17 protein-coding genes are annotated in these 26,613 nt (G+C 74.4%); 7 read left to right on the top strand and 10 right to left on the bottom strand.

Going from position 1 to position 26,613, the window contains the following annotated elements:
• Positions 1-212: 212 nt before the first annotated feature.
• The 6 genes from ACWEO5_RS05125 to ACWEO5_RS05100 all read right to left on the bottom strand — a co-directional run bounded on the left by ACWEO5_RS05125 (position 213) and on the right by ACWEO5_RS05100 (position 7,151).
• Entirely contained in the window at positions 213-2,012 is a 1,800-nt protein-coding gene (locus ACWEO5_RS05125) for a protein kinase domain-containing protein (protein ID WP_452160261.1), read from the bottom strand.
• A 36-nt stretch (positions 2,013-2,048) separates the two neighbouring features.
• Positions 2,049-2,951, bottom strand: a complete 903-nt coding sequence (locus ACWEO5_RS05120) for a class I SAM-dependent methyltransferase (RefSeq protein ID WP_452160259.1) — start codon at positions 2,949-2,951, stop codon at positions 2,049-2,051.
• Positions 2,952-2,960: 9 nt separating this feature from the next.
• The gene (locus tag ACWEO5_RS05115; RefSeq protein WP_452160257.1) at positions 2,961-3,434 is read right to left on the bottom strand and encodes a nuclear transport factor 2 family protein; all 474 of its coding nucleotides are present in this window, start codon (positions 3,432-3,434) and stop codon (positions 2,961-2,963) included.
• A 75-nt stretch (positions 3,435-3,509) separates the two neighbouring features.
• Complete coding sequence (locus ACWEO5_RS05110; RefSeq protein WP_452160255.1) at positions 3,510-4,097, bottom strand: MarR family winged helix-turn-helix transcriptional regulator; 588 nt, start codon at positions 4,095-4,097, stop codon at positions 3,510-3,512.
• Between the two features lie 170 nt (positions 4,098-4,267).
• Positions 4,268-4,633 (bottom strand): hypothetical protein, encoded by a 366-nt coding sequence (locus ACWEO5_RS05105; RefSeq protein WP_452160253.1) that lies wholly within the window; start codon positions 4,631-4,633, stop codon positions 4,268-4,270.
• Between the two features lie 124 nt (positions 4,634-4,757).
• The gene (locus ACWEO5_RS05100) at positions 4,758-7,151 is read right to left on the bottom strand and encodes a heavy metal translocating P-type ATPase (protein ID WP_452160251.1); all 2,394 of its coding nucleotides are present in this window, start codon (positions 7,149-7,151) and stop codon (positions 4,758-4,760) included.
• 344 nt (positions 7,152-7,495) lie between these two features.
• Here ACWEO5_RS05100 and ACWEO5_RS05095 point away from each other — a divergent pair, with 344 nt between their 5' ends.
• Positions 7,496-9,331, top strand: coding sequence for a discoidin domain-containing protein (locus ACWEO5_RS05095; RefSeq protein ID WP_452160249.1), 1,836 nt, complete (start codon positions 7,496-7,498; stop codon positions 9,329-9,331).
• 83 nt (positions 9,332-9,414) lie between these two features.
• Positions 9,415-12,888, top strand: coding sequence for a discoidin domain-containing protein (locus tag ACWEO5_RS05090; protein ID WP_452160329.1), 3,474 nt, complete (start codon positions 9,415-9,417; stop codon positions 12,886-12,888).
• A 216-nt stretch (positions 12,889-13,104) separates the two neighbouring features.
• On the opposite strand, the gene ACWEO5_RS05085 is transcribed toward ACWEO5_RS05090, so the two are convergent.
• Positions 13,105-14,658: an alpha-L-arabinofuranosidase B gene (locus ACWEO5_RS05085; RefSeq protein WP_452160247.1), complete on the bottom strand. Its 1,554-nt coding sequence runs from the start codon at positions 14,656-14,658 to the stop codon at positions 13,105-13,107.
• Positions 14,659-15,037: 379 nt separating this feature from the next.
• Positions 15,038-17,515 (bottom strand): beta-glucosidase H, encoded by a 2,478-nt coding sequence (locus ACWEO5_RS05080; RefSeq protein WP_452160245.1) that lies wholly within the window; start codon positions 17,513-17,515, stop codon positions 15,038-15,040.
• Positions 17,516-17,816: 301 nt separating this feature from the next.
• Here ACWEO5_RS05080 and ACWEO5_RS05075 point away from each other — a divergent pair, with 301 nt between their 5' ends.
• The 5 genes from ACWEO5_RS05075 to ACWEO5_RS05055 all read left to right on the top strand — a co-directional run bounded on the left by ACWEO5_RS05075 (position 17,817) and on the right by ACWEO5_RS05055 (position 23,006).
• The gene (locus ACWEO5_RS05075) at positions 17,817-19,058 is read left to right on the top strand and encodes an FAD-dependent monooxygenase (protein ID WP_452160243.1); all 1,242 of its coding nucleotides are present in this window, start codon (positions 17,817-17,819) and stop codon (positions 19,056-19,058) included.
• Positions 19,055-20,092, top strand: coding sequence for a cupin domain-containing protein (locus ACWEO5_RS05070; protein ID WP_452160241.1), 1,038 nt, complete (start codon positions 19,055-19,057; stop codon positions 20,090-20,092). Before ACWEO5_RS05075 ends, ACWEO5_RS05070 begins: the two co-directional genes overlap by 4 nt.
• A gap of 30 nt (positions 20,093-20,122) precedes the next feature.
• Complete coding sequence (locus ACWEO5_RS05065; RefSeq protein ID WP_452160239.1) at positions 20,123-20,989, top strand: fumarylacetoacetate hydrolase family protein; 867 nt, start codon at positions 20,123-20,125, stop codon at positions 20,987-20,989.
• A gap of 107 nt (positions 20,990-21,096) precedes the next feature.
• The gene (locus ACWEO5_RS05060) at positions 21,097-21,531 is read left to right on the top strand and encodes a MarR family winged helix-turn-helix transcriptional regulator (protein ID WP_452160237.1); all 435 of its coding nucleotides are present in this window, start codon (positions 21,097-21,099) and stop codon (positions 21,529-21,531) included.
• A 164-nt stretch (positions 21,532-21,695) separates the two neighbouring features.
• Positions 21,696-23,006: an MFS transporter gene (locus tag ACWEO5_RS05055; RefSeq protein WP_452160235.1), complete on the top strand. Its 1,311-nt coding sequence runs from the start codon at positions 21,696-21,698 to the stop codon at positions 23,004-23,006.
• On the opposite strand, the gene ACWEO5_RS05050 is transcribed toward ACWEO5_RS05055, so the two are convergent.
• Together ACWEO5_RS05050 and ACWEO5_RS05045 are read right to left on the bottom strand one after the other, a co-directional pair.
• Positions 22,943-24,418, bottom strand: a complete 1,476-nt coding sequence (locus tag ACWEO5_RS05050) for a rhamnulokinase (protein WP_452160233.1) — start codon at positions 24,416-24,418, stop codon at positions 22,943-22,945. The genes ACWEO5_RS05055 and ACWEO5_RS05050 overlap by 64 nt on opposite strands.
• A 133-nt stretch (positions 24,419-24,551) precedes the next feature.
• Positions 24,552-26,591, bottom strand: a complete 2,040-nt coding sequence (locus ACWEO5_RS05045; RefSeq protein ID WP_452160231.1) for a bifunctional aldolase/short-chain dehydrogenase — start codon at positions 26,589-26,591, stop codon at positions 24,552-24,554.
• Between the last annotated feature and the right edge of the window lie 22 nt (positions 26,592-26,613).

Raw genomic sequence — 26,613 nt, 5'->3', positions numbered from 1 at the left:
ACCCCCTCTCCCGCTCCCCCGGCACGGCCCCACCGCCGCACCCGACCCGGCCGAACCTAGCAGTCGACGACCACCGCCGGCAGCCCCGACAATGGACGGAACCGGCACCGCAGGGGGACCGCACCGCGCCCGGGCCTGATAGGGGGCAGCAGCTGAGCAGGCGTCGCTCCGGACGGCCGTTGGTCCGGAGCGCCCACCGACCCGTCAGCCGGTCAGCCGGTCAGGGTGAAGGTGAAGGTGCCGCCGGTGGCCAGGCAGAAACCGGAGTCGGTGACCGCCCGGAGGTTGATCGTGTAGGTGCCGGAGTGCGCGTAGCGGTGGGTGGCGTAGGTCTTGCGCACGTCCGTGGAGCCGACGCCGGAGACGTCGGTGTAGGTGGTGCTGCCGTCGCCCCAGGTGGTGGTGAAGGTGAACGTGCAGTCGGTCCAGCCGCCGGTGTAGGTCATTTCGACGGTGGGGTCGTCGCTGCTGCAGCTGGTCTGGCCGGCGAACACGCAGCGGGGGCCGTACGACTTCGCGGGCGTCGGCGTGGGGGTGGGCGTCGGGTTCGGCTTGACGGTCGTCGCGGGGGTGGAGCCGGACTTCTTGGTGGCGGTGCTGCCCGTCGAACTGCCGCCCCCGCCACCGCCGTTGCCCGTACCGCCGGGGGTCGCGTTCGAGCCCCCGCCACCGCTCCCGTTCCCGTTCGCGTTCGCGTTCGGGTCCGGAGCCGGAGCCGGGGTCGGCCCGGTGGAGGCCCCGGCATCGGGTGTGGTGCCGGCGGGGGCGGGGCTGCCGGGGGTCGGCGTACCGGCGGGGGCCGCCGGGTCGGTGGCGCCGGGGAGCTGCGCGGCGCCCTCGCTCTTCTTGGAGGGCGAGTCGTACGGGAGCAGTTGCACGGCGGTGGTCGCCCCCGCGACCAGGACCACGGGGACGACGAACGGCACGAGCCTTCGGTACCAGGCCCGTTCGGGCTTCCCCTGCGGGCCGGTGATCCGCAGGGCGTTGGTCGGCGGTCCGGCCGGAAGGGGCGCGACGGGCGCGGGTGCGGGCGCGGGTTGCTCGGCGAAGGCGGACCGGGCCAGGAGCGCGCTCATCACCGGCGCGGGCCAGTCGGCCACGGCCGCGGCCGCGCCCGCGGAACCGTCCGGGGCCTCGTACTCGGCGCCGCGCCGGGAGGCGAGTTGGACCAGGCGGCCGGCCGTGGGGCGGCCGGCGGGGTTCTTGTCCAGGCAGGCCGCGACGGTCTCGGCGAGGTCGGGGGCGAGGTCCTGCAGCGCGGCGAGGTCGGGCTCGGTGTGGATGATGCGGTAGAGCATGTCGACGCCCGAGCCCTCGCCGAAGGGCGGGCGTCCGGTGGCGGCGTAGGCGATCAGCGCGCCGAGCGCGAAGACGTCGACGGCGGGGGTGAACCGGCCGCTGTTGTCGGCCTGTTCGGGCGCCATGTAGGAGGGGGTGCCGAGCACCATGCCGGTGCGGGTGAGGCGGCTCTGGTCGGCGGCGCGGGCGATGCCGAAGTCGATGAGGGTGGCGCCGCGGGCGGTGAGCATGACGTTGGAGGGCTTGAGGTCGCGGTGGATCATGTCCAGGCCGTGCACGGCCCGCAGGCAGGAGGCCGTCTCGCGCAGCAGCAGCCACAGCCGGGCCTCGTCCAGCGGACCGCCGTTGGCCGCGAGGACCCGGTCCAGGGTGAGGCCGGGCACGTAGGCGGTGGCCAGCCACGGCGGGCGGGCGTCCCGGTCGGCCGCGAGCAGCGGGGCGGTGGCTTCCGCCGGCAGGCGTGCCAGGTTGTCGAGCTCGTGCCCGAAGTGCCGCTGGAAGTCCGGGTCTTCGATGAACTGCGGCAGCACCTGCTTGACCGCCGCGTACCGCCCCTCGACCACGCCGAGGTAGACCCGGCCCATGCCGCCCGCCCCGAGCCGGCCCAGCAGCGGGATCTCCCCGATCGTCCGCGGGTCGTCGTCCGCCAGCGGTTCGGCTCCGCTCCCGGCCAGGTCGAACCTGGTTCCGCCGGTTCCCCCATGCAGTGTCATGAGTGCGCATGCTAGCGAACTGCGGTGCACGCAGCCCTACTTGAGGTGCACCGATCCCGCCGTGACCGCGACCGCGACCCGGCCGGTGCGCAGCGAGGAGCGGCTGCGGGTGGCGGTGCCGAGGTCCTGGGCGAGGGTGAGCAGGTCGTGGTCGGAGGTGACCCGCAGGCCGTGTTCGGCGAGCAGCGCGGCCATCCGGTCCGGTTTCCACAGCGAGCGCCAGGGTTCGCCGGCGGTGACGGAGTTGCCGAGCAGCCGGGTGAGCAGCCGTCCGGCGGACGCTTTCGCCGACGGGGACTGGTAGTTGAGGACGAGCGTGCTGCCGGGGGCGCTGCGCGCGGCGAGGGCGGCGAGGGTGGCGCGGACCTGTTCCCGGGTGAGGTAGGGGACGACGCCCTCCCACAGCCAGGTGGTGGGGGCGGCGGGGTCGTGCCCGGCGGCGTCCAGGGTGGTGGCGAGGTCGTCGGTGGCGAAGTCGACGGCGGTGAAGTGGACCTCGCGGGCTACGGGTTCGGCTTCGGCGGCGGCCAGGCGGGTGCGCTTGTCCTGCTGCGAGGCGGGGTGGTCGACCTCCCACACCTCGGCCTGCGCGAGGGCGTCCAGCCGCCAGGCGCGGGTGTCCAACCCGGCTCCCAGGATGACGAGTTGGCCGTTCTCCCGGCCCTGGAGGGCCTCCCGGACGGCTTCGTCGACGGCGACCGTGCGCGGCACCGCGATCTCGGCGCAGGCCCGGACGCTCTCGTAGCCGGTCCGGGCCTGCCAGCCCTCCGGTGCGGTGCCCGCGCGGACCTGCTCGACCACCGTCCGCTCCTCGGGGTGCAGCAGCCCCAGCGCCACCGGGTCGGCGAACCGCTCCGTCCCGGCCCGGCCGTTCGCCGCCGCCCGCCCCTGGCAGACCAGCACCGCCGTCCGGCTGGCGGCGCGCCCGTTCTCAGTCATGCCCTCCATTCAACACCCCGCCGTTCGAGCCCCGCGCGCCCCCGGACCGCCGGACGGTGCGGAGGCCGGCCCGGCCGCGGCCATCAGGGCCTGCCAGGGTGCGGAGTCGAAGAGCAGCGTGATCGCGGTGATCCGGCCGTCGCGGAGCCGGAAGTGCTCGGCGGTGCGCTGGGTGATGCCGACCGCCGGGACGGTGTGCAGGTCGTAGAGCAGGGTGGCCTCGTCCTCGCCGTACAGCTCGCTGATCAGCTCGACCCGGTCCGTGATGCCCAACAGGCCGTCGAGGCCGTCGAGGTGGCCCTCCGGGCTGTCCGAGGCGACGAACGGGCTGCGGAAGGCGAAGCCCTCGCCGATCAGCGCGGCGGCCGCGGCGACGTCCCCGCCGAACCGGGCGTCGTGGTAGGCCCGGACGGTGGCGCGGACGGTCGGGTCGGTGGCGCGGACGGTCGTGTCGGTGGCCCGGTCGGTCGGGTCGGTGGTCATGCGGGGCGCACGCTCCTCGTGGTCGCGTCAGGGGACGGGGGCAGGGGGCAGGGTGCAGGGACAGGGGGCAGGGGTTCAGGTGGTCGGCTGCGGGGTGTCGCCCTGCGGCCGGGCGGCGCCCAGGTGCTGTTCGATCCGCCGCTGGTTCTCGACCAGGCGCAGGCACAGGTGCCGGAGCTGGGCGAGTTCCGCCTCGTCGAAGCCCCGGAAGAGGGCGGTCATGGCGCGTTGCGCGGGCTCGCGGAAGGCTTCGAGCCAGGCCCGGCCGGCCGGGGTGATGCGGGCCCGGACGGACCGGCGGTCGTGCCGGTCGGGGACGCGCCGGACCAGGTGGTCGCGTTCCAGCGTGTCGACCAGGCCGGTGACGTTGCGGGAGGTGACGCCCGCGGCGCGGGCCAGTTCGCCGATGCTGAGCCCCTCGTCGGGGGCGGTGTTCAGCCGGGCGAGGAGGTCGAGCGCCCCCGCGCTGAGGCCGCGCCCGCCCGCGCCGTGCGAGCGCAGCCGGTCGACGGCCTGGGCGGCCGAGCGGACGGCGGCGGCGGCCTCCAGGGCCAGGGTGGTGTCGTCCTGGGCGAGGGCCCGGAGGGAGGAGCGGGCCCCGGGGTCGTAGAGGGAGCCGTCCGGGCCGCTGGCGAGCTCTCGGGATTTGTGTACGTCATTCATTGTGAAGCAGTACCGTACCTGCCGGGGTCCGGACCGTCCATCGGCCGTCGGCGCCGAACCGCCTGCCGTGCCGGTGAGTTGGCGAAGCGTCGGGGAACGACGGAGCGCCCGCCGGACCTCTCGGTCCGGCGGGCGCTCCGGTACTGGCGGATCTTCGGGGGCGGGGACGGTCAGCCGTCGGAGTAGCTGAGGTCACCGACCGACCAGGCGCTGATGTCCTCGATGGCGATCCGGTACATGCCGCCGGTGTGCGGCAGGCCGAAGTCGCCCTGCAGGATGCGGGCCCGGTGGAGGTGCAGGTGGGTGGGCGGCTCCGGCGAGTTGTTGGGAGGGGGCGGGGCGAACAGGGCGGCGAACGGTTTCAGGTGGTCGGAGGTCTGCAGGACGTCCGCCACCCGCTCCCACCACAGGGCCACCGGGGCGAGCCTCCCGGTGATCACCGCACCGGGAACGACCACGGTCACGGACATCTGGTTACTGTGCTCGGACTCCACCATCGCGGCGATGTCGACGAGCAGCCCGTCAGGGTTCGACATGCTCCGAGCCTAGGCCACTCCCCCGCCCGCGCACCGCGATTCCACCAGCCGGATCCGTCACGCGCCCGCCGGGGGGCCGCCCGGGGACCGCCGGGAAGCCGCCTGGAGCCCGCCGGGGGCCGGGTCAACCGGCCAGGGAGAAGTAGTTCTCCTCCTCCTGGGCGAAGTGCAGGCGCAGCACGGAGTGCAGGCCGTAGAGGCAGGCGCGCAGGTCGTCGCGCTGTTCGGGGGCGAGGGCGCCGTTGCCGTCGGCCTGGGCGAGGTGGGTGGTGACGCGGTGGGCGAGGCGGTGGATCTCGGTGTGGGCGCGGCTCATGGTGGCGGTGGTCTCGGGGCCGCCGAGGGCGTGCGCGAGGGCGGGGTAGAGCTCGTGCTCCTCGGCCTCCTCGTGCGGCAGGAGGCGGGTGGTGAGCAGGTCGTCGACGTGGCGGACGGCGGCGAGGGCCTCGGGGGCGGGGGCGTCGGTGAGTTCGTCGGCGGCTTCGCGGACGGCTTCGACGACTTCGCGCAGGTCGTCGTGCTCGGCGGCGAAGCGGCGCACCATGGCCTCGGTGTCGGCGTCGATCCCGGGCCCGGCGCCGGGGCCGGGCCGCAGCGCGCGCAGGGCGTTGAGGATGACGGCGACGTCGATGACTTCCTGGAGCAGCGCGCCGGGGGCGGGCGGGAGCAGGCCGAACGCGGCGACGAGCATCGCGGCGAGCGAGAGCAGCATGCCGCCGAGGGCGGACTGGACGGCGATCCGGCGGGAGCGGACGGCGATGTGGGCGGCGTCGGCGAGGCGGTCGACCCGGTCGGCGGTGAGGACGATGTCGGCGGCTTCGGAGGAGGCGCTGGCGCCGCGGGCGCCCATCGCGACGCCGACGTCGGCGGCGGCGAGCGCGGGGGCGTCGTTGACGCCGTCGCCGACCATGACGGTGACGGCGCGGGCGCGTTCGGCCTGCACGGCGTGGACCTTGTCGGCGGGCGACTGGCGGGCCCGGACCTCGTCGAGGCCGACCACGGCGGCGATCTCGCGGGCGGGTTCGGGGCGGTCGCCGGTGAGCATGACGAGCCGGGTGACGCCGGCTCCGCGCAGTCGGCGGACGGTGCGCGGGGCGTCGTGCCGGACGGGGTCGCGGAGCAGGACGACGCCGGCGGGTTCGCCGTCGAGGACGACCCAGGCGGTGGCGGCGCCGTCGAGCGCGGCGCGGTTGTCGGCGGCGCGGGCCCAGGCGGGCGGTCGGTCGGCGTCGTGGCGGCCGACCGAGACCCGGGTGCCGTCGGCGAGGGTGCCGGTGGCGCCGCGGCCGGGGTGCTCGGTGACCCGGGTGACCTGCGGGAGGCGGAGGCCGCGGTCGGCGGCCTCGGCGGTGATGGCTTCGGCGAGGACGTGCGGGGAGTACTGGTCGACGGCGGCGGCGACGGCCAGCACCTCGGCGGGGGTGCGGCCGGGGGCGGCGATCACGTCGAGGACGCGGGGGCGGCCGGTGGTGAGGGTGCCGGTCTTGTCGAGGGTGACGGTGCGGGCCCGGCCGAGGGTCTCCAGGGCGGCGCCGTCGCGGACCACGACGCCCTTGCGGGCGGCGCGCGAGATGCCGGAGACGATGGCGACGGGGGCGGCGAGCAGCAGCGGGCAGGGGGTGGCGACGACCAGGACGGCGACGGCGCGCACCGGGTCGCCGCTGATCAGCCAGGCGAGGGCGGCGGTGCCGAGGGCGAGCGGCAGGAACCGGGCGGCGTACCGGTCGGCGAGCCGGATGACGGGGGCGTTCTCGGCGCCGGCCTGCCGGGTGAGCCGGACGATCTCGGCGTAGGTGGAGTCCTGTTCGGTGGCGGTGGCGCGCAGGTCGAAGGCGCCGCCCGCGTTGACGCCGCCGGAGCGGACGGCGTCGCCGTGGCCGCGTTCGACCTGGGCGGACTCGCCGGTCAGCACGGACTCGTCGAGGACGGCGCCGGTGCCGGCGATCCGGCCGTCGACGGGGACGACCTCGCCGGGGCCGACCACCAGCAGGTCGCCGACCCGGACGTCGGCGAGGGGGACGGTCTCGACGGCGTCCAGCCCGTCCCCGGTGCGGCGGCGGGCGGTGCGCGGGGCGTGCGCGAGCAGCTGGCGCAGGTCCCGTCCGGCCCGGCGTTCGGCGGCGGAGTCGAGCCAGCGGCCGGTGGCGAGCATCAGGGCGATCAGCGCGCCGGCCAGGTACTCGCCGGTGGCGAGGGTGCCGGCCAGGGCGAGGACGGCGATCAGGTCGACGCCGGCCCGGCCGCGGCGCAGCGCCTGGACGACCCAGAGCACGGCGGGGCCGACGGCGGCGGCGGTGGCGGCGATCCACAGGCCGTCGGCGAGGCCGCGGGCGCCGAGCAGCCGGGCGAGGCCGCCAGCGGCGGTGGCCAGGACGGTGACGGCGAGCAGCGCGGTCTCGACGCCGCCGCCGGCCAGCAGGCTCCGGAGGCCGCCACCGGGCGGCCGGGCGGTGGCGACCTCGCCGGGTGCCCGCTCGTCGGACGGGCGTTCCGGCGCCACTCGGGTCTGCTGCGGCATCGCGCGGGCCTCCTCCGCTGGACGGGCACGGGCTCCCTTCCAGTGCACCTCCGAGCGCTCCGGCCCGCCAAGGGACGGAGGTCCTCGCTCGCGCCGTCCGGGGCCGAACAACGGGTCTTCCGGGCGCCGAACAACGGGTTCTCCGGGCGCCGAACAGCGGGTTCTCCGGGCGTCGCAGAACGCCCGAAATGGGAGAGCGCTCTCCCGCTTGACATGAATTCGCCCAGGTCATCACACTGCTGGGGCGAGAGAGCGCTCTCAGATTTCGGCGCTCACCCTCTCTCTCGCTGCGCGCCCGCACCTCCCCCCACCCCCCACCTGCACGCGCACCCGAGGAGCCGCAGATGCTCGCCCCAGGCATGCCCGGAACACCCCGAACGCACCGCCCCCCGACCCGCCGGTCGCACCGAACCCCCGCCCGCTGGAGCACGCCCCTGTGCGCCCTCCTCGCGGTCACCGCCCTGCTGGCGGGCCTGGTGCTCGCCCTCGCCCCCGCGCCGCCCGCCCGGGCCGCGGTCGCCCTGCTGTCCCAGGGCCGCCCGGCCACCGCCTCCTCCACCGAGAACGCCGGGACGCCCGCCTCCGCCGCCGTCGACGGCGACACCGGCACCCGGTGGTCCAGCGCCGCCGCCGACCCGCAGTGGATCCAGGTCGACCTCGGCGCCGCCCAGGCCGTCAGCCAGGTCGTGCTGCGCTGGGAGACCGCGTACGCGAAGGCGTACCAGGTCCAGCTGTCCGCCGACGGCACCACCTGGACGAGCGTCTACTCCACCACCACCGGCGCCGGCGGCACCGAGACGCTGAACGTCACCGGCACCGGCCGCTACGTGCGGGTGTACGGCACCGCCCGGGCCACCCAGTACGGCTACTCGCTCTGGGAGTTCCAGGTGTACGGCGCCGCCGCGCCGAGCGGCTGCGGGACGCAGAACGCCGCGCTGAACCGCCCGGCCACCGCCTCCTCCGCCGAGAACGCCGCCACCGGCGCGTCCGCCGCCTTCGACGGCAACCCGGGCACCCGCTGGTCCAGCGCGTTCGGCGACCCGCAGTGGATCCAGGTCGACCTGGGCTCGGTGCAGAACGTCTGCCGGGTGCAGCTCCAGTGGGAGACGGCGGCCGCGCGGGCGTACCAGCTGCTGGTCTCCGACGACGGCACCACCTGGCGTCCGCTCTACTCCACCACCACCGGCGCGGGCGGCACCGAGACGCTGAACGTCACCGGCACCGGCCGCTACGTCCGGATGAACGGCACCGCCCGCACCACCGCGTACGGCTACTCGCTCTGGGAGTTCCAGGTCTTCACCGCCGCGAGCGGCAGCGGCTCCCCCTCCCCGTCGCCGAGTCCGTCCTCGACGGCGCCCGCCGACCCGTTCTGGGGCGACACCTCCACCATCCCGGCCGCGAAGAACGTGCTGACGGTGAAGGTGCTCAACCGCACCAACGGCGCCTACCCGGACAGCCAGGTGTACTGGAGCTTCAACGGGCAGACCCACTCGATCGCCGAGCAGCCCTACCTGGACATGCCCGCCAACTCCTCCGGCCGGATGTACTTCTACCTCGGCTCGCCGACCAGCAAGTACGCCGACTTCATCGAGTTCACCGTCGGCCCGAACGTCTTCAACGGCAACACCACCCGGGTCGACGCCTGGGCCCTGCCGCTGGCCATGCGGCTGCACTCCGCCGACGGCTACGACGTGCAGGTCGGCGACGCCCGGTCGGTGTTCGACGAGAGCCGCGCCCAGCTGTTCCAGGACTTCGCGAACGCCGTGCCGTCGGAGTTCAAGGTGCTGGCACAGACCGAGGCCCCGTACCGGATCATCGCGCCGGGCAGCGACCCGAGCTTCCGCACCGGCGGCGTGAACGCCAACTACTTCACGGCGTACGCGAGTTCGGTCGGCGTCAACGAGAGCACCTCGAACATCTTCGGCTGCGCGGGCAGCCTGGCCGCCGACCCGGGCACGTGCGCGGCGCTGAACCGGCACGTCGCGACGCTGCCGCAGTCCCAGTGGTCCGACCCGACGAAGTACTACGCGGCGGGCCCGGCCAACTACTACGCCAAGTTCTGGCACGACCGCGCGATCGACGGCCTGGCGTACGGCTTCCCGTACGACGACTACGCCGGCCAGTCCTCGTACGTCTCGCACGAGAACCCGCAGTGGCTCGAAGTGGCCGTCGGCTACTGAGCCCCGGCGCGTCCCCCGCTCGTCCGGCTACGAGGAGAACCGTGAACGCACGTTCGGCACGCCCGCCGGGGCCCGCCCCGGCCATCCGACCCGCCCGGCAGCACCGGCACCCCCGGCGCACCGCGAGGACGCTCTGGACGGCGGCGCTCGCCGTCCTGGCCCTGCTCACCTCCCTGCTGGTCACGGAGGCGCCCGTGGCGCAGGCCGCTCCGGCGCTGCTGTCGCAGGGGCGCCCGGCCACCGCCTCGTCGGCGGAGAACGCCGGGACGCCCGCCTCCGCCGCCGTCGACGGCGACAACGGCACCCGGTGGTCCAGCGCCGCCGCCGACCCGCAGTGGATCCAGGTCGACCTGGGCGCCGCGGCGACGCTCAGCCAGGTCGTGCTGCGCTGGGAGACCGCGGCCGCGAAGTCCTACCAGATCCAGACCTCGAACGACGGCGCCACCTGGACGAGCGTCTACTCCACCACCACCGGCGCCGGCGGCACCGATACGCTGAACGTCACCGGCACCGGCCGCTACGTGCGGATGTACGGCACCGCCCGCACCACCCAGTACGGCTACTCGCTCTGGGAGTTCCAGGTCTACGGCACCGCCGGGACGGGCTCCGGCGGCGCCGCCTGCGGCACCCGGAACGCCGCGCTGGACCGGCCGGTGACCGCCTCCTCCGAGCAGAACGCCGCCTTCCCGGCCGCGGCCGCCGTCGACGGCGACGGCGGCACCCGGTGGTCCAGCGCCGCCGCCGACCCGCAGTGGATCCAGGTCGACCTCGGTGCCGTGCTGCCGGTCTGCCGCGTCTCGCTGGCCTGGGAGGCCGCCTACGCGACCGCCTTCCAACTGCAGGTCTCCGCCGACGGCGCCACCTGGACGAGCGTCTACTCCACCACCACCGGCCCGGGCGGCACCCAGTCCCTGGACGTCACCGGCACCGGCCGCTACGTCCGGATGAACGGCACCGCCCGGGGCACCGGGTACGGCTACTCGCTCTGGGAGTTCCAGGTCTTCACCGGCGGGGGCGGCAGCACCCCGTCGCCCACCCCGTCCCCGTCGCCCAGCGGCACCGGCGGCACCGGCGGCACCGGCTGCGGCACCGTCAACGCGGCGCTCGGCCACCCGGCCACCGGCTCCTCCGCGCAGGACGCCAACCCGGCGTACGACGCCTTCTACGCCACCGACGGCAGCACCCTGACCCGCTGGTCCAGCGCGGTCGGCGACCCGCAGTGGATCGTGGTGGACCTCGGCGGGAGCCTGCCGGTCTGCCAGGTGGTGCTGCAGTGGGAGAACGCCTACGCCACCGGCTTCCGGATCGAGCTGTCCGACGACGACAGCACCTGGAGGAGCGTCTACTCCACCACCACCGGCACCGGCGGCACCCAGACCGTCAACGTCACCGGCACCGGCCGCTACCTGCGGCTCTACACCACCGCCCGGGCCACCGCGTACGGCGTCTCGCTCTGGGAGCTGGCCGTGCGCACCGTCGGCGACAGGACCGTCACCATCCCGCCGCCCGCGCCCAAGCCCGCCCCGGGCAACTGCCCGTGGCTGAACCAGCCGACCGTGCCGGTCGCGACCCGGGTCGCCCAGCTGATGGGCGCGATGACCCAGCTGCAGAAGGACAAGATGCTGTACGGCGACGGCTCCGACGTCTACATCGGGCAGATCGCCGGGCAGCCCGAGCTGTGCATCCCCGACGTCAACCTGGAGGACGGCCCGAGCGGGGTCGGCGACGGCCTCGGCGGCGTCACCCAGTTCCCCGACGGGGAGGTGTCCGCGGCCACCTTCGACACCGACTACGTGCACGAGTTCGGCGTCGCGGCCGGCCAGGAGTTCGCCGGCAAGGGCGTGCACGTCTCGCTCGGCCCGACGATCAACATGGTGCGCGACCCGCGCTGGGGGCGCTCCTACGAGACCTTCGGCGAGGACCCGTACCTGAGCGGGCAGATCGCCTCCGCGGACGTCCAGGGCATGCAGAGCCAGGGCGTGATGGCCGAGGTCAAGCACCTCGCCGCGTACAACGTCGAGCAGCCGTCCGCGCCCGGCAACGAGATCGTCGACACCCGCACCCTGCAGGAGATCTACCTGCCGGCCTTCCAGACCGCGATCGAGAAGGGCGGCGCGGCGGCGCTGATGTGCGGCTACAGCATGGTCAACGGCGAGTACTCCTGCCAGAACCCGGCGCTGGAGAACGTCGCGATGTACCAGCAGGCCGGGTTCCAGGGGTTCATCACCTCGGACTGGGGCGGCATCCACGCGACCGTGCCGTCCGCCAACGCGGGCGAGACCGTCGAGATGCCGTTCGACGGGTTCTTCTCCGCGCCGCTGCTGCAGGCCGTCGCCAATGGCCAGGTCAGCCAGGCCACCTTCGACGCCATGGTCTCCCGGGTGCTGACCCAGATGTTCCGCTTCGGCCTGTTCGACAAGGCGCCCAGCGGCTCCAAGACCGCGATCGTCGCCACCCCCGCCCACCGCGCGGTCGCCCTGCGCGGCGCCGAGGAGGGCACCGTCCTGCTCAAGAACAACGGCCTGCTGCCGCTGAACGCCGACGCCGGCCGGTCGATCGCCGTCATCGGCACCCAGGCCGGCCCCGGCACCCTCACCTCCGGCGGCGGCAGCGGCAACGCCACCAGCTCCGGCACCTACACCCCGCTGTACGGCCTCCAGCAGCGCACCGCGGGCACGAACACCACCGTCAGCTACAACGACGGCACCGACCGGGCCGCCGCGGTCGCGCTCGCCAAGGCGTCGAACGTGGCGGTCGTCTTCGCCGCCGACGACTACGGCCACGAGACCGCCGACACCGCCACCCTGAACCTGCCCGACGACCAGGACGGGCTGATCGCGGCGGTGGCCGCGGCCAACCCGAACACCGTCGTGGTGCTCAGCAACAACTCGGCGGTCATGATGCCCTGGCTGAACCAGGTCGCGGGCGTCTTCGAGGGCTTCTACCAGGGCCAGGAGTTCGGCGAGGCGATCGCCGCCCTGCTGTTCGGCGACGTCAACCCCTCCGGCCACCTGCCGATCACCTTCCCGGCCTCGCTCTCCCAGGTCCCGGCGAACACCCCCGCCCAGTGGCCCGGCACCGGCGGCACCGTCCAGTACTCGGAGGGCCTCAAGATCGGCTACCGCTGGTACGACTCCAACAACCTCACCCCGCTGTTCCCGTTCGGCCACGGCCTCTCCTACACCGCCTTCGCCTTCTCCAACCTCCAGGTCGGCCCGCTCACCAACGGAAAGGCCACCGTCACCGCCACCGTCACCAACACCGGCACCCGCCCCGGCACCGAGGTCGCCCAGCTCTACGTCGGCGCCCCCGCCGCCACCGGCGAACCCCCGCACCAGCTCAAGGGCTTCCAGCGGATCACCCTGAACCCCGGTGCCTCCGCGACCGCCACCTTCACCGTCTCCGCCCACGCCCTGGCCCACTGGGACACCACCGCCTCCCACTGGACCGCCACGGCCGGCACCTACCGGATCCTGGTCGGCGACAGCTCCCGCAACCTCCCCCTGGCCGCCGACCTCACCAACCCCACCACCGTCACCGCGGACGCCATGGACTGATCCCGGCCCCGGCTCCGTGGTCGGCCGAAGGACGGTCACCACGGAGCCGGCACGCCCGGGAAGGGACGGTCACCACCCCGCCGACCCCGTGCGGACGGCCGGGCTGCAAGCCAGTTATTAATACATACACACTTTCATGGGGCAGGTCGGCCCCACCGGCCCGAGCCGGCGTTCCGGTCCCGCACGGGGCCGGAACGCCGGCTCGGGCGCGAGGGGTCAGGACCAGGGCTGAGCGGTCAGCCAGGAGGTGTCCTCGGCCCAGGAGGCCGCGTTGTCCCAGGTGTTGCCGCCGACGCCGTCACCGGCCACGTAGCCGGTGTAGGCGTAGTGGCGCAGGTAGCGGCCCGGGTAGTTGGCGGACTGGAAGGAGTAGCCCTGCCCGCTGTGGCCGGCCTGGAGGCAGAAGGTGGCGTCCTGCTTGAACAGGGTGCTGCCGTCGGAGGCGGCGGTGTGGAGCTGGTAGGCGAAGTGCCGCAGGTACTGGCCGGGGGCGGCGGCGGACTCGAAGGACAGGCAGGAGCCGTCGGCCAGTCCGGCCCGGACGATCCAGGTGGCGTCGCTCTTGTCGGCGGCCGAACTGGTCGAGGTGATCGGGGAGATGGCCACCGTGGCGTCGGCGTTGTGGCGCAGGTAGTCGGCGGTGCAGCAGGCGGTGGTGGCCTTCAGCGAGACCCGGGCGCCGGGGGTGAGGGCGCTCGAAGTGACGCCGGCGTTCTGGTAGCCGGCGGCGGTGATGTTGGCCTGGACGGCGTTCTCGGTGGCGTCCGAGGGGTAGCCGGAGGTCATCACGCCCTCGTAGAAGGTGCCGCTGGAGGACTTGCTGTTGTCGCCGCCGATGCCCAGGATGATCGCGCCCTCCTTGTGCATCGGGTGGTAGCCCGAGACGTTGGGCCGGACGCCGTTGTAGTACGTCGACAGGCCGCCGGACTGGGCGTTGCCGGCCTTGATCGCCCACAGGTTGGGGGCGCCCTTGACGATCGCGGTGAGGAAGCGGTGGCTGACGCTCGGGTCGTTGGCGTTGTAGCCCGCGTTGACGCCGGAGAACAGGCCGTTCTCCAGGTCGGCCATCACCCAGGGGCCCTTGCCGGTGCCGGAGCCCCAGATGGTGCTGTCGCCGAAGTAGATGGCCTCCATGTGGCCGTTGCCGGTGTCGAGGTTGTTGGTCTCGGCGTTGCCGTAGTCGAAGCAGCAGCCGCCGCCGAAGTGGGTGCCGTCGAGGACGGCGTACATGCCTTCGGGCTGGTCCCCGGTGGCGATGCCGTGGGTGGCGTTGTTGCGGTAGCCGGTGCCCGCGGCCACGTAGACGCCGTACGCCTTGTGGCCGGCCACGGTGACCGGTGCGGCGGTGGCGGGGGCGAGGTTGTCCGGGCCGGACGCGGCGCCGCCGGCGGGGGCCTGGGTGAGGTGGTTGCCCTTGCCGGACTGGTCGTAGATGACGGTGATGACGCAGGTGGTGGCGGCGCAGAAGGCGTCCTGGGCGGCGGCGTCGGCGTAGCCGCCGGTGCCGAGGACGCCGATGTCCCTGGTCGCGCCGTCGGAGGCGCGGCGGACCTGGTAGAGCGCGCCGCCGTACCCGCCGTACAGGGCCCGGGTGGTGGAGTGGGCCGCCACGCAGGGCGTCCCGCCGGAGGCGTAGAGGTCGCACGGGCCCTGGGTGGCGGCCTGCGAGGCCGTCTGGGCGCCGGCGAGGAGGGCGACGGCCAGGGCCGCGGTGGTGCCGGTCGCGAGGAGGGCGCGCCGGGCGCGGCGCAGCCGGGTGTGGACAGCCAAGGGTGGGCTCCTTGCTGGTGGGTGGGGGTCGGGAGGTCCCGAGGAGACGGCCGCGCCTGGGCCCCGACGGCGGAGCCGACCACGGCGGGTGGAGTCGGCTGCGCTTTGTTAGCGCTAACAATTCACCCGGGCGGAGGCTCAAGACGTTTGGGGCGAAAGGGAGTTCGGCTCGACGACGGCCGAGCATCACTATGGAGATCCGTTGCGGCCACGTCAATACTTTCGACCGGATCCCCCTCCGCTCCGGACGCGCCGTCCGGCCACCGCACCGACCACCACCTCCTGGTCGCACCGGACCTGGTCGTGCGCGCCTCCTCCGGTGACGCCGCCGGGCGCCGGCACCCCTCGCGGGCGGCCGGCGCCCGGCGGCGGGGCGCAATCAGCCGAGGGTGACGGTGCGCTGGACGGGCAGGTCGCGGGAGGACTGGCCGGCGGAGAGGGTGTACAGGCCCGGGGTGAGGTACCAGGCGCCGGAGTTCCAGGTGGAGAGGTCCTGGGCGGTGACGGTGAAGGTGACCCGGGTGGCGGCGCCCTTGGCGAGCTGGACCTTGCGGAAGCCGACCAGGCGGCGCGGTTCGGCGTCGGCGGCGGCGGGCAGGGCGGCGTAGAGCTGGACGACGCTCCAGCCGGTGCGGGCGCCGGAGTTGGTGACCTTGGCGGTGGCGGTGAGGGTCCTGGCGGCGGCGTCCCAGGCGAGGGTGAGGTCGCCGATGGCGAAGGTGGTGTAGGACAGGCCGTGGCCGAAGGGGAAGAGCGGGTTCTGGCCGTAGCGGTCGTAGGAGCGGTAACCGACGGCGACGTCCTCGCGGTAGGCGACGGTGGTGCCGTCGCCGGGGTAGGTCGCGGGGGTGGCGCCGGCGCCCTGGGTGGCGGTGGCGGGGAAGGTGACGGGCAGGCGCCCGGCGGGGTCGCTGTCGCCGAACAGGACGGCGGCGAGGGCGGTGCCGGCGGCGCGGCCGCCGTACCAGGCTTGGACGACGCCGCTGACGGAGTTCAGCCAGGGCATCGCGACGGGGCCGTCGGTGTTGAGGACGACGATCGTGCGGGGGTTGGCGGCGGCGACGGCGGCGATCAGCTGGTTCTGGTCGCCGGGCAGGTCGAGCGAGGTGTGGTCCATGTCCTCGCCGGCGATGCGGTTGGCGAAGACGACGGCGGTGTCGGCGGTGCGGGCGGCGGCGACCGCGGCGGGGATGAGGGAGTCGGGCTGCCAGCCGAGGGTGAGGCCGCAGGTGCCGTACTGGGCGCTGGCGTTGGTGTAGGTGACCTCGACGTCGACGGGGGTTCCGGCGGTGAGGGTGGCGGTGCCCTGCAGGGGGTAGTCGAAGGGGCCGAGGAAGAAGCGGGCCATGTGGCGGGTGCCGGAGACGACGGTGCTCCCGCCGAGGACGAGGCTCGCGGTGCCGGAGGGCAGCAGCGAGAAGCGGTGCAGGCCGGTGCTGGTGGGGGTGAGCGTGCCGGTCCAGCGGGCGGACCAGATCGGGGGCAGGCTGCTCAGCGGGGCCTCGGCGAAGTCGATGCCGGAGACGGTCCGGGTGGCGACGGGGGTGCCGGTGGGCTGCGGGCCGGCGTAGTAGCTGACGGTCAGTCCGGTGGCGCCCGCGGCGGTCTTCAGGACCGCGGCGGGGACGGCGGCGAGCGGGACGTCGCCGGTGCTGCCCTGGGTGAAGGTGACGGTAGTGGCGCTGCCGGCCCGGTCGCGGATGGCCTGCAGCGGGGTGGTCCAGGTGCCGGGGTCGACGTAGCTGGAGCCGGAGACGCCGGTGATGGTGTCGGTGCCGGCCGGGCCGATGACGGCGATGCGGGCGGGCTGGGCCAGGGGCAGCGCGCCGTTCTCGTTCCGCAGCAGGACGGTGCCGTGGACGGCGAGGTCGTGGGCGAGGTCCTGGTGGGCCCGGGTGCTGACGTTCGCGGCGGGGGCCGGGAGCGGGTTGTCGAACAGTCCGGCGCCGATCATGGTGGTCAGGACGCGGCGGGCGGCGTCGTCGAGCCGGGCGGAGCCGACGCCGGAGGTGATGCTGCCGGCCGGGGCCTGGACGCCGCCGGGGCCGAGTCCGACGAGGTCCATCCCGGCCCGGACGGCGGCGACCTGGTCGTCACCGGCCCAGAAGTCGGGGACGGTGTAGCCCTGCAGGCCGATGGTGTTCTTCAGGTCGTCGAACAGGGCCTGGCTCTGGACGGCGAAGACGCCGTTGACCTTGGGGTAGGCCATCATCACGGAGGTCAGCGGGGTGGTGGCGACGATGCGGCGGAACGGGGCCTGGTGGACCTCGTGGAGGGCCCGGTCGGAGACGGTGACGTTGACCGCGCTCCGGTTGTCCTCCTGGGTGTAGGCGGTGAAGTGCTTGACGGTGGCGACGACGCCCTGCTGCTGCATCGAGGCGGTGAAGGTCGTGGCGAGGGTGCCGGTGAGGTAGGGGTCCTCGCCCATGCCTTCGGCCTGGCGGCCGGAGTGCCAGTGCCGGGCGATGTCGACGGTGGGGGCGAGCAGGTTGTTGTAGCCCTTGGCGCGGCCTTCCGCGCCGATGGCGGCGCCGAGCGCGCCGGTGCGGTCGGCGTCGAAGGTGGCGGCCTGGGCGATCGGGACGGGGAAGGCCGTCACGCCGCTCTCCCCGCGCAGGCCCGCCGAGGCGTCGGCGATGGACAGGGCCGGGATGCCCAGGCCCGCGAGCGCGCCGAAGTCGCACCGGATCAGTGCTTCCTTCTGGGCCGGCGTCATCGTGGCGAGGAGTTGGTCGGCTCGGGTCCGGGGGGTGCCGCCGGCCGTGGCGGCGCGGGCGGCGGGTGCGGCGGCCAGCGGGGGAACGGTGGTGGCCAGGGCGGACAGGACGGCGGTGGTGAGGAACGCGCGGCGTCTCATGCGGCTCTCCGAGGGGGAAGGTGGCAGCGGGCCGGGGCGCGGCAGGTGGGGACACGCGCACCGGCGGTGGGGTGGCGCGCGGGGCGCGGCGGTGGGCCGGACCGCCCCGGGCGGGGGTTTCGAGTGTGCATCGTTCTACAGCTGGCGGAAATCTAGACGCGCCGACTCCGACGGTCAACCAGTCGAGCAGGGTGAAAAGCCGTAGAACGTTCTGCCGCCGGAGCCGTTGACGGCGCCGACCTGGCCGCATATCGTCTGCCCATCAATGATTGATGTACTGATCATATCCCGAGGAGGCCACGTGCCCTCGTCATCCCCGCGTCCGCTCGCCGTCGTCGGCGGCGGGATCGGCGGCCTCGCCGCGGCGCTCGCCGCCGCCCGCGCGGGCCGCACCGTCACACTGGTCGAGCGCGCCGCGCAGTTCGGCGAGATCGGCGCCGGCCTGCAGCTGGCGCCCAACGCCTCGCTCGCCCTGGACGAGCTCGGCGTCCTGGCCGACGTGCGGCGCAACGCCGTCATGCCGCCCCGGCTGGTCATGATGGACGCCGTCTCCGGCACCGAGGTGACCTCGCTCGACCTGCGCGGCAGCGCCTACACCGAGCGGTTCCGGCACCCCTACCTGGTCACCCACCGCACCGACCTGCACGCGGCCCTGCTCGCCGCCTGCCGGGCCGAGCCGCTGATCACCCTGCGCACCGGCCTCACCGTCACCCGCGCCGAGCAGGACGGCGACCACGTACGGCTGTCCTTCGCCGAGCAGGACGAGGCACTGCTCGCCGACGCGGTGATCGCCGCCGACGGCCTGCACTCCCGGCTGCGCCGCGCACTGACCGGCGAGGGCGACCCGGTCTGCTCGCGCTACGTCGCCTACCGCGGCGCGATCCCCACCGAACGGATGACCGGCCGGATGTCGCGGGCCGCGGCCGACGAGGCCGTCATGCTCTGGGCCGGGCCCGCCATGCACCTGGTCCAGTACCCGGTGCGGCGCGGCGAGCTGTACAACCAGGTCGCCGTGTTCCGCAGCGACGGCTACACCCCCGACTCCGACGACTGGGGCACCGAGGCCGAGCTGGAGCAGCGCTTCGCCGGCGCCTGCGACGCCGTCCGCGACGCGCTGCCGCTGGTCGCCCGCGACCGCCGCTGGCCGCTGTACGACCGCCCGCCGCTGCAGCGGTGGGCCTACGGCCGGATCGCCCTGCTCGGCGACGCGGCGCACCCGATGCTGCAGTACCTCGCCCAGGGCGCCTGCCAGGCGCTGGAGGACGCCACCGCGCTCGGCCGGGCGCTGCGCGAACAGCCCGACGCCTCGGACGCGTTCACCGCCTACGCCGCGCGGCGCACCGAGCGGGCCGGGCGGATCCAGACCGGCGCGCACCTGTTCGGCGACCTCTGCCACCTGGAGGGCATGGGCGCCACGATGCGCAATCTCGCCCTGGCCCACCACTCCCCCGCCGACTTCGACGACATCGCCTGGGTGTGGACACCCGCCCCCGACACCGTCGCCGCACCCGCCGCCACCGCTTCGATCGGAGCCCCGGCATGACCGACGACGCCTACGCAGCCCTGGACGGCCTCGGCGCCGCCCCGCTGTGGCGCTTCTACGGCAACCTCTTCCCCGCCCAACCCCGCAGCCGGGCCGTGCCGTTCCGCTGGAGCTGGCGGGACCTGCGCCCGCACCTGCTGCACTTCTCCGAGACGCTGTCCCTGCACGAGGCCGAGCGGCGCGTGCTGATGCTGGTCAACCCCGGCCTCACCGACCCGCCCGCCACCGTCACCACCCTGTACGCGGGCCTGCAGGTCATCCTGCCCGGCGAGACCGCCCAGGCCCACCGGCACACCTCCAACGCCTTCCGCTTCGTCCTGGAGGGCGAGGGCGCCTACACCACCGTCAACGGCGAGCCGGTGCGGATGGCACCCGGCGACCTGCTGCTCACCCCCGGCTGGCACTGGCACGACCACACCCACCAGGGCGACGCGCCGATGATCTGGCTCGACGCCCTCGACTACCCGCTGGTCAACGCCCTCGAAGCCGGCTTCTACGAGCAGTACCACCAGCGGCTCCAGCCGCTCACCCGCACCGCCGACCTCGGCAGCCGCCAGTTCCTGCACGGCCGCCTCACCCCCACCTGGCTCGCCCCGGACGGCACCGGCAACTCCCCCGTCACCCGCTACACCTGGCAGGAGACGGCCCGCGCCCTCGACGCCATCGCCGACGACGCCACCGGCAGCGAGGTGGACGGCATCGCGCTGGAGTACACCGACCCGTTCACCGGCGGACCGGTCATGCCCACCATCGGCTGCCGGATCCACCGCCTGCGCCCCGGCTTCGACGGCGCCGGCCGCCGCCACACCGCCTCCACCATCGTCAACGTGGTCCGCGGCGAGGGCGCCACCATCGTCGACGGCGTCCGCCTGGAGTGGTCCGAGCACGACACCATCGCGATCCCCGGCTGGGCCACCTACCGGCACGTCAACGCCTCCGCCTCGCAGGACGCGGTGCTGTTCTCCTACAGCGACGAGCCGGTGATGCGTTCCCTGGGCCTGTACCGCACCGAGCCGGGCGACCCCGGCGCCTGATCCTCCTCCCCTCCCCAGCAAGGACCTCCCATGCGCCTCGCACTCTTCGACCAGGACCGGATCGGCCTGGTCGACGGCGACCACCTCGTCGACGTCACCGAACTCCTCGCCGGTCCGGGCCCGTACGGCCCGGCCGGGCCCCTGCAGCGCCACATCGAGCTCGGCGGCACCCTGCCCGCCGACCTGTCCGGCCTGCCGCGCGTCCCGCTGGCGGACGCGAAGCTCGAAGCCCCGCTCCCCCGTCCCGGGAAGATCGTCGGCGCGCCGGTCAACTACCTCGACCACAAGGCCGAGATGGAGTACCCGACCTCCATCGCCGAGCTCGGCGTCTTCCTCAAGGCCAACTCCTCCGTGATCGGCCCGGGCCGGGACGTCCTGCTGCCCTACCGCGACCTGCGCACCGACCAGGAGGGCGAGCTCGCCGTCGTCATCGGCCGCACCGCCCACCACGTGCCCGCGGCCGACGCCCTCTCGTACGTGTTCGGCTACAGCTGCCTGCTGGACATCACCGTCCGCTCCACCGAGGACCGCTCCACCCGCAAGTCCTACGACACCTTCACCCCGCTCGGCCCGTGGATCACCACCGCCGACGAGGTCCCCGACCCCGACGCGCTCGACCTGCGCTGCGCGGTGGCGGGCGAGGAACGGCAGCACACCAGTACCGCGGACCTGATCTTCGGCGTCGCCGAGCTGATCGCCTACACCAGCTCCGTGATGACCCTGCACCCCGGCGACGTGATCGCCACCGGCACCCCGGCCGGCGTCGGCCCGATCCGGCACGGCGACCGGATCACCGTCGACATCGAGCGGATCGGGCGGCTGGAGGTCGGCGTCGACGGCAGCCGCGCCACCCCGTACGCCGAGCGGCCCGGCCGCCGGGTGCGCGCCGCCGACTGATCCGGGCCCCGCGCCGCGCCGGGGCGGTGCCGCGCGCTCGTAGACTCGACGACCGGTCGCACCCACGCGCGCCCGCGGCACCCCTCGGCGAAGGAAACGGCAGCACCTTGACACGCTCACTGGAACTGGACCACTACGTCGGGCACCTCATCCGCCGCGCGGAACAGGTCCACACCTCGCTCTGGGCCGCGCACGTCTCGCGCGAGGTCACCTCCCAGCAGTTCGCCGTCCTCAACGCGCTCGCCCGCATGCCCGGCAACGACCAGCGCACGGTGGCGTCCGCGACCTCCCTGGACCGCTCCACCGTCAACAACATCGTCCGGCGCCTGACCGACCAGGGCTACGTCAGCCAGGTCCGCGACGACGCCGACCGCCGCCGCACCCTGCTGGAGCTCACCGCCGACGGCGAGGGACTGCTGCACGAGCTCATCCCGCCCGCCGAACACGTCAACGAACTGCTGCTGGCCTCCCTCCAGGACGGCGAGCGACCCGTCGCGATCGACCTGCTGCGGAAGATCGCCTGCGTCGACGACGCCGGCTGACCGCCGGAGGCGAAGCGGCGCACCTCACACCACCAGGCGCCCGGAGACCGGAGCCCGCTCCCGCACCATGGGAGCGGAACCCCTCCGGGCTCCGGTGACGTCGACGCCGCTCGACCCAGGTCGCCACGCGCCCGACCGACCGGCGTGAACCTCCAGGAGCCCCCGTGAACCACCGCGCTCCCGCACAGCCCCCGCACGCCTGGCGCACGGGCGTGGTCGCGGGCATGGCCTCGTACGTGGACGCCGCGGCGATCGTCTCCACCGGCATCGCCCTGGTCCTCTACCAGGAGCCGCTGCACCTGACCGGCGGCCACATCGGCGTCCTCTCCGGCGCGCTGACCGCCGCCATCGCCACCGGCGCCCTGCTGGGCGGGCGCCTGGGCGACCGCTTCGGCCGCCGCCGCGTGTTCGCCGCCACCATGGCGATGGTCGTCGCCGGGTGCGCACTCACGGTCCTCTCCACCGGGTTCGCCCCGCTGCTGCTCGGCGTCCTGGTGCTCGGGCTGGGCTCCGGGGCCGACCTGCCGGTGGCGCTCGCGATGGTCGCCGAGTCCGCGACCGACCGGAACCGGGCCGCGCTGATCGGCTTCTCCAACGTCCTGTGGGGCGTGGGCGCCGCGGCCGCCGGTACGGTCGCCAGCGTCGTCGGCGGCTGGGGCCGGGCCGGCGGGCAGCTCCTCTACGGGCACGTCGGCGCGGTCGCCCTGGTCCTGCTGCTGGCCCGGCTCCGCCTGCCGGAGTCCCCGGCCTGGCTGGCCGCCAGGCACGAACCGGCGTCGCCCCGGGCGGCTGCGGCCTCGGCCCGCGCCCTGTTCACCGGCCCGTACCTGCGCCCGTTCGCGGCGCTGCTCGGCTTCTACGCGCTGACCAACCTGGCCGCCAACACCAGCGGCCAGTTCGGCGCCTACGTCGCGACCGACGTCGCCCGCCTCCCGGTCGACGTCAGCGCGCGACTGTCGCTGCTGGTGCTGCCCGTCACCGTGGCGGCGGGCCTGTGGTTCATGCGGATCGCCGGCACGCCGCGCCGCATGGGGTTCTTCGTGTTCGGCGCCGCCTGCCTGGCGGGCGGTTACCTGATCCCGCCGCTGTTCGGGTTCTCCCTGGCCACGCTCGCGCTCTCCATGGCGGTCAACGCGGTCGGCGGCGCGTTCGCCTTCGAGGGGATCATGAAGACCTGGGCACAGGAGTCCTTCCCCACCCTGCTGCGCGCCACCGCGCAGGGCGCGGTCATCGCCACCGCCCGCTACCTCGCCGCCGCGTTCGCCCTGGTCACCCCGGCGCTGCTGCGATTCGATCCGGCCCTGCTCTACGGCGGGCTGGCCGCCGTGTCGGCCGCGGGTCTGGCGATCGGCTGGTACGGCTTCCGCGGGGCCCGGCGCGACGAGTTCACCACGGTGCTTCTCCGGCCGGTTCAGCTCAGGCCGACGCGGGCGGCGGCGGAGTCCCAGGCGCGGGTGTCGCCGCTGGGCTCGTAGCGCTTGAGGTGCTGGGTGCGGGCGACCAGGCGGCGCATGGCGCGGCGGTCGGCGACCAGGCCGTGGGCGCGGGCCTGGACGAGGATGTTGCCGATGGCGGTGGCCTCGGTGGGGCCGGCGACGACGGGCAGGCCGGTGGCGTCGGCGGTGAACTGGCAGAGCAGTTCGTTGCGGCTGCCGCCGCCGACGAGGTGGACGGTGCGGATGGGCTTGCCGGTCAGTTCGGCGGCCCGGCGCAGGGTGTGGCGGTGGGCGAGGGCGAGGCTCTCCAGGATGCAGCGGACGACGGCGCCCTGGTCCTCGGCCGGCAGGTGCTGGCCGGTGCGGGCGCAGTACTCGGCGAGGCGGGCGGGCATGTCGCCGGGGGCGAGGAACTCGGGGGCGTCGGGATTGACGAGCGCGGCGAAGGGGCGGGCGGCGGCGGCGCGTTCGAGCAGCTCGGGCAGCTGGTGGCTGCGGCCGCGGGTGCGCCAGGTGCGCTGGGTCTCGCTGAGCAGCCACAGGCCCATGACGTTGCGCAGGTAGCGGACGGTGTGGTCGATGCCGAGCTCGTTGGTGAAGTTGGCGGCGCGGGAGGCGTCGGTGAGCACCGGCTTGTCGAGTTCGAGTCCGACCAGCGACCAGGTGCCGCAGGAGATGTAGGCGAAGTCGGCGGTGGTGGCGGGGACGGCGGCGACGGCGGAGGCGGTGTCGTGGGAGGCGACGGCGACCAGGGGGGTGCCGGGGCGCAGCCCGGTGGCGGCGGCGACGTGCGGCAGGACGGTGCCGGCGTGGTCGCCGGGTCGGCGCAGCGGGGGCAGCAGGGCGGCATCGAGGCCGAGGGCGGCGAGGATCGGGGTGGACCAGGTGCCGGTGCGGGCGTCGTACAGGCCGGTGGTGGAGGCGTTGGTGGCCTCGGTGCCGACGGTGCCGGTGAGCCAGTGGGTGAGCAGGTCGGGGATCAGCAGCAGGGTGCGGGCCCGGTCGAGGTTCTTCTCGGCGGCGAGCTGGAAGAGCGTGTTGAACGGCAGGTGCTGGAGGCCGGTGATGCGGTACAGGTCGCGGGCGGGGACGCGGCGCCAGACCTCTTCGACGGCGGCGGCGCCGCGCGGGTCGCGGTAGTGGAAGGGGTTGTTGACGAGGGCGCCGTCGGCGTCGAGGAGTCCGTAGTCGACGGCCCAGCTGTCGATGCCGACGGAGGCGATGTCGAAGCGGGCGGCGGCTTCGCGCAGGCCGCCCAGGACGCCCTGGTACAGGCCGAGGGCGTTCCAGTGCAGGCCGTCGGGGAGCTGGGCGGGGGTGTTGTCGAAGCGGTGGGTCTCGGTGAGGTCGAGGCTGTCGCGGCCGACGCGGCCGACGACGACCCGTCCGCTGGTGGCGCCGAGGTCCGCCGCGGCGAAGGCGGTCGGGGCGTGGGGGGCGTGGGGCTTCACGGCGGTGTGTCCTCGGTGGTGCGGTGGTGGTGGCGAGGTGGTGCGACGGCGGTGCGGTGCGGCGCGACGGCGCTGGGGAGGCGGTGCGGGCCGCGAAGAGGAGTACGCGGCCCGCACCGCAGCTGCTGGCGGGTCAGCGCAGGAAGGCTGCGGCGACGCCCGCGTCGACCGGGACGTGCAGGCCGGTGGTGTGGGTGAGGTCGCCGCCGGTGAGGGCGAAGACCGCGTTCGCGACGTGCTCGGGCAGCACCTCGCGCTTGAGGAGGGTGCGCTGGGCGTAGAACTCGCCGAGCTTGTCCTCCGCGATGCCGTAGGTGGCGGCGCGCTGCGCGCCCCAGCCGCCCGCGAAGATCCCGGAGCCGCGCACGACGCCGTCGGGGTTGACGCCGTTGACGCGGATGCCGTGCTCGCCCAGCTCGGCGGCCAGCAGCCGGACCTGGTGGGCCTGGTCGGCCTTGGTCGCGGAGTAGGCGATGTTGTTCGGTCCGGCGAAGACGGCGTTCTTGGAGGCGATGTAGACGATGTCGCCGCCCAGCCCCTGCTCGATCATGGTGCGGGCGGCCTCGCGGGAGACCAGGAAGGAGCCGCGGGCCATGATGTCGTGCTGCAGGTCCCAGTCCCGGGCGGTGGTCTCAAGGAGCGGCTTGGAGATGGAGATGCCCGCGTTGTTGACCACCAGGTCGACGCCGCCGAAGGCGAGCGCCGCGGCCTTGAACGCCTCGGCGATCTGCTCCTCGTCGGTGACGTCGACCGTCACCGCCACCGCCTTGTCCGCTCCGCCCAGCTCCTCGGCGACGGCCGCCGCGTTCTCGGCGTTCAGGTCGGCGACCACCACGCAGGCGCCCTCGGCGACCAGCCGCTCGGTGATCGCCTTCCCGATGCCGGAGCCGGCGCCGGTGACCAGCGCGACCCGGGTGGCCAGCGGCTTGGGGGCGGGCATCCGCTGCAGCTTGGCCTCCTCCAGCGCCCAGTACTCGATGCGGAACTTCTCCGCCTCCTCGATGGGGGCGTAGCGGGAGACGGCTTCGGCGCCGCGCATCACGTTGATCGCGTTGAGGTAGAACTCCCCGGCCACCCGGGCGGTCTGCTTGTCCTTGCCGAAGGAGAACATGCCCACGCCGGGGACGAGGACGATCGCCGGGTCGGCGCCGCGGATCGCCGGGGAGTCGGCGCCGGCGTGCCGGTCGTAGTAGGCGCGGTAGTCCGTGCGGTAGTTCTGGTGCAGCTCGCGCAGGCGCGCGGCCGCCTCCTGCGGGGTGGCGGTGGCGGGCAGGTCGAGGACCAGCGGGGCGACCTTGGTGCGCAGGAAGTGGTCGGGGCAGGAGGTGCCGAGCGCGGCCAGCCGCGGGTGCTCGGCGCGGGCCAGGAAGTCCAGCACCTCGGCGGTGTCGGTGAAGTGGCCGACCTGCGGGTGGTCGGTGGAGGCCAGGCCGCGGATCAGCGGCGCCAGCGCGGCGGCCCGCTCGCGCCGCTCGGCCTGCGGCAGCGGCCCGTACCCGTCCAGGAGCGGGCCGAACGGCTCCGGCTTGCCGCGCTCGGCGAGGAAGGCTTCGGCGGTGCGGATGATGTGCAGCGCGTTGGCCTCGCACTCCTCGCTGCTCTCGCCCCAGGCGGTGATGCCGTGGCCGCCGAGGATGCAGCCGATCGCCTGCGGGTTGTCGCGCTTGATCTCGGCGATGTCCAGGCCGAGCTGGAAGCCGGGGCGGCGCCAGGGCACCCACACCACCTTGTCGCCGAAGCACTCGGCGGTGAGCTTCTCGCCGTCGGCGGCGCAGGCCAGCGCGATGCCGGAGTCGGGGTGCAGGTGGTCGACGTGCGCGGCGTCGACCAGGCCGTGCATGGCGGTGTCGATGGACGGGGCGGCGCCGCCGCGCCCGTGCAGGCAGTAGTCGAACGCGGCGACCATCTCGTCCTCGCGCTCCACCCCGGGGTAGACGTCGACCAGGGAGCGCAGCCGGTCCAGGCGCAGCGCCGCCAGGCCGGAGGCGGTGAGGGTGCCCAGGTCGCCGCCGGAGCCCTTGACCCAGAGCAGTTCGACGTCGCGGCCGGTGGCGGGGTCGGTGTCGGTGCCCTTGGCGGAGGTGTTGCCGCCGGCGTAGTTGGTGTTGCGCGCATCGGCGCCGAGCCGGTTGGAGCGGGCCAGGAGGGCGGCGACTTCGGGGTGCAGGGCCATGGCGGGAGGGGTTTCCTTACGT

The organism is Kitasatospora sp. NPDC004272 (assembly GCF_053603035.1).
Note: the sequence above shows the minus strand (reverse complement) of the source record. Positions and strands in the feature narration are given on the sequence as shown.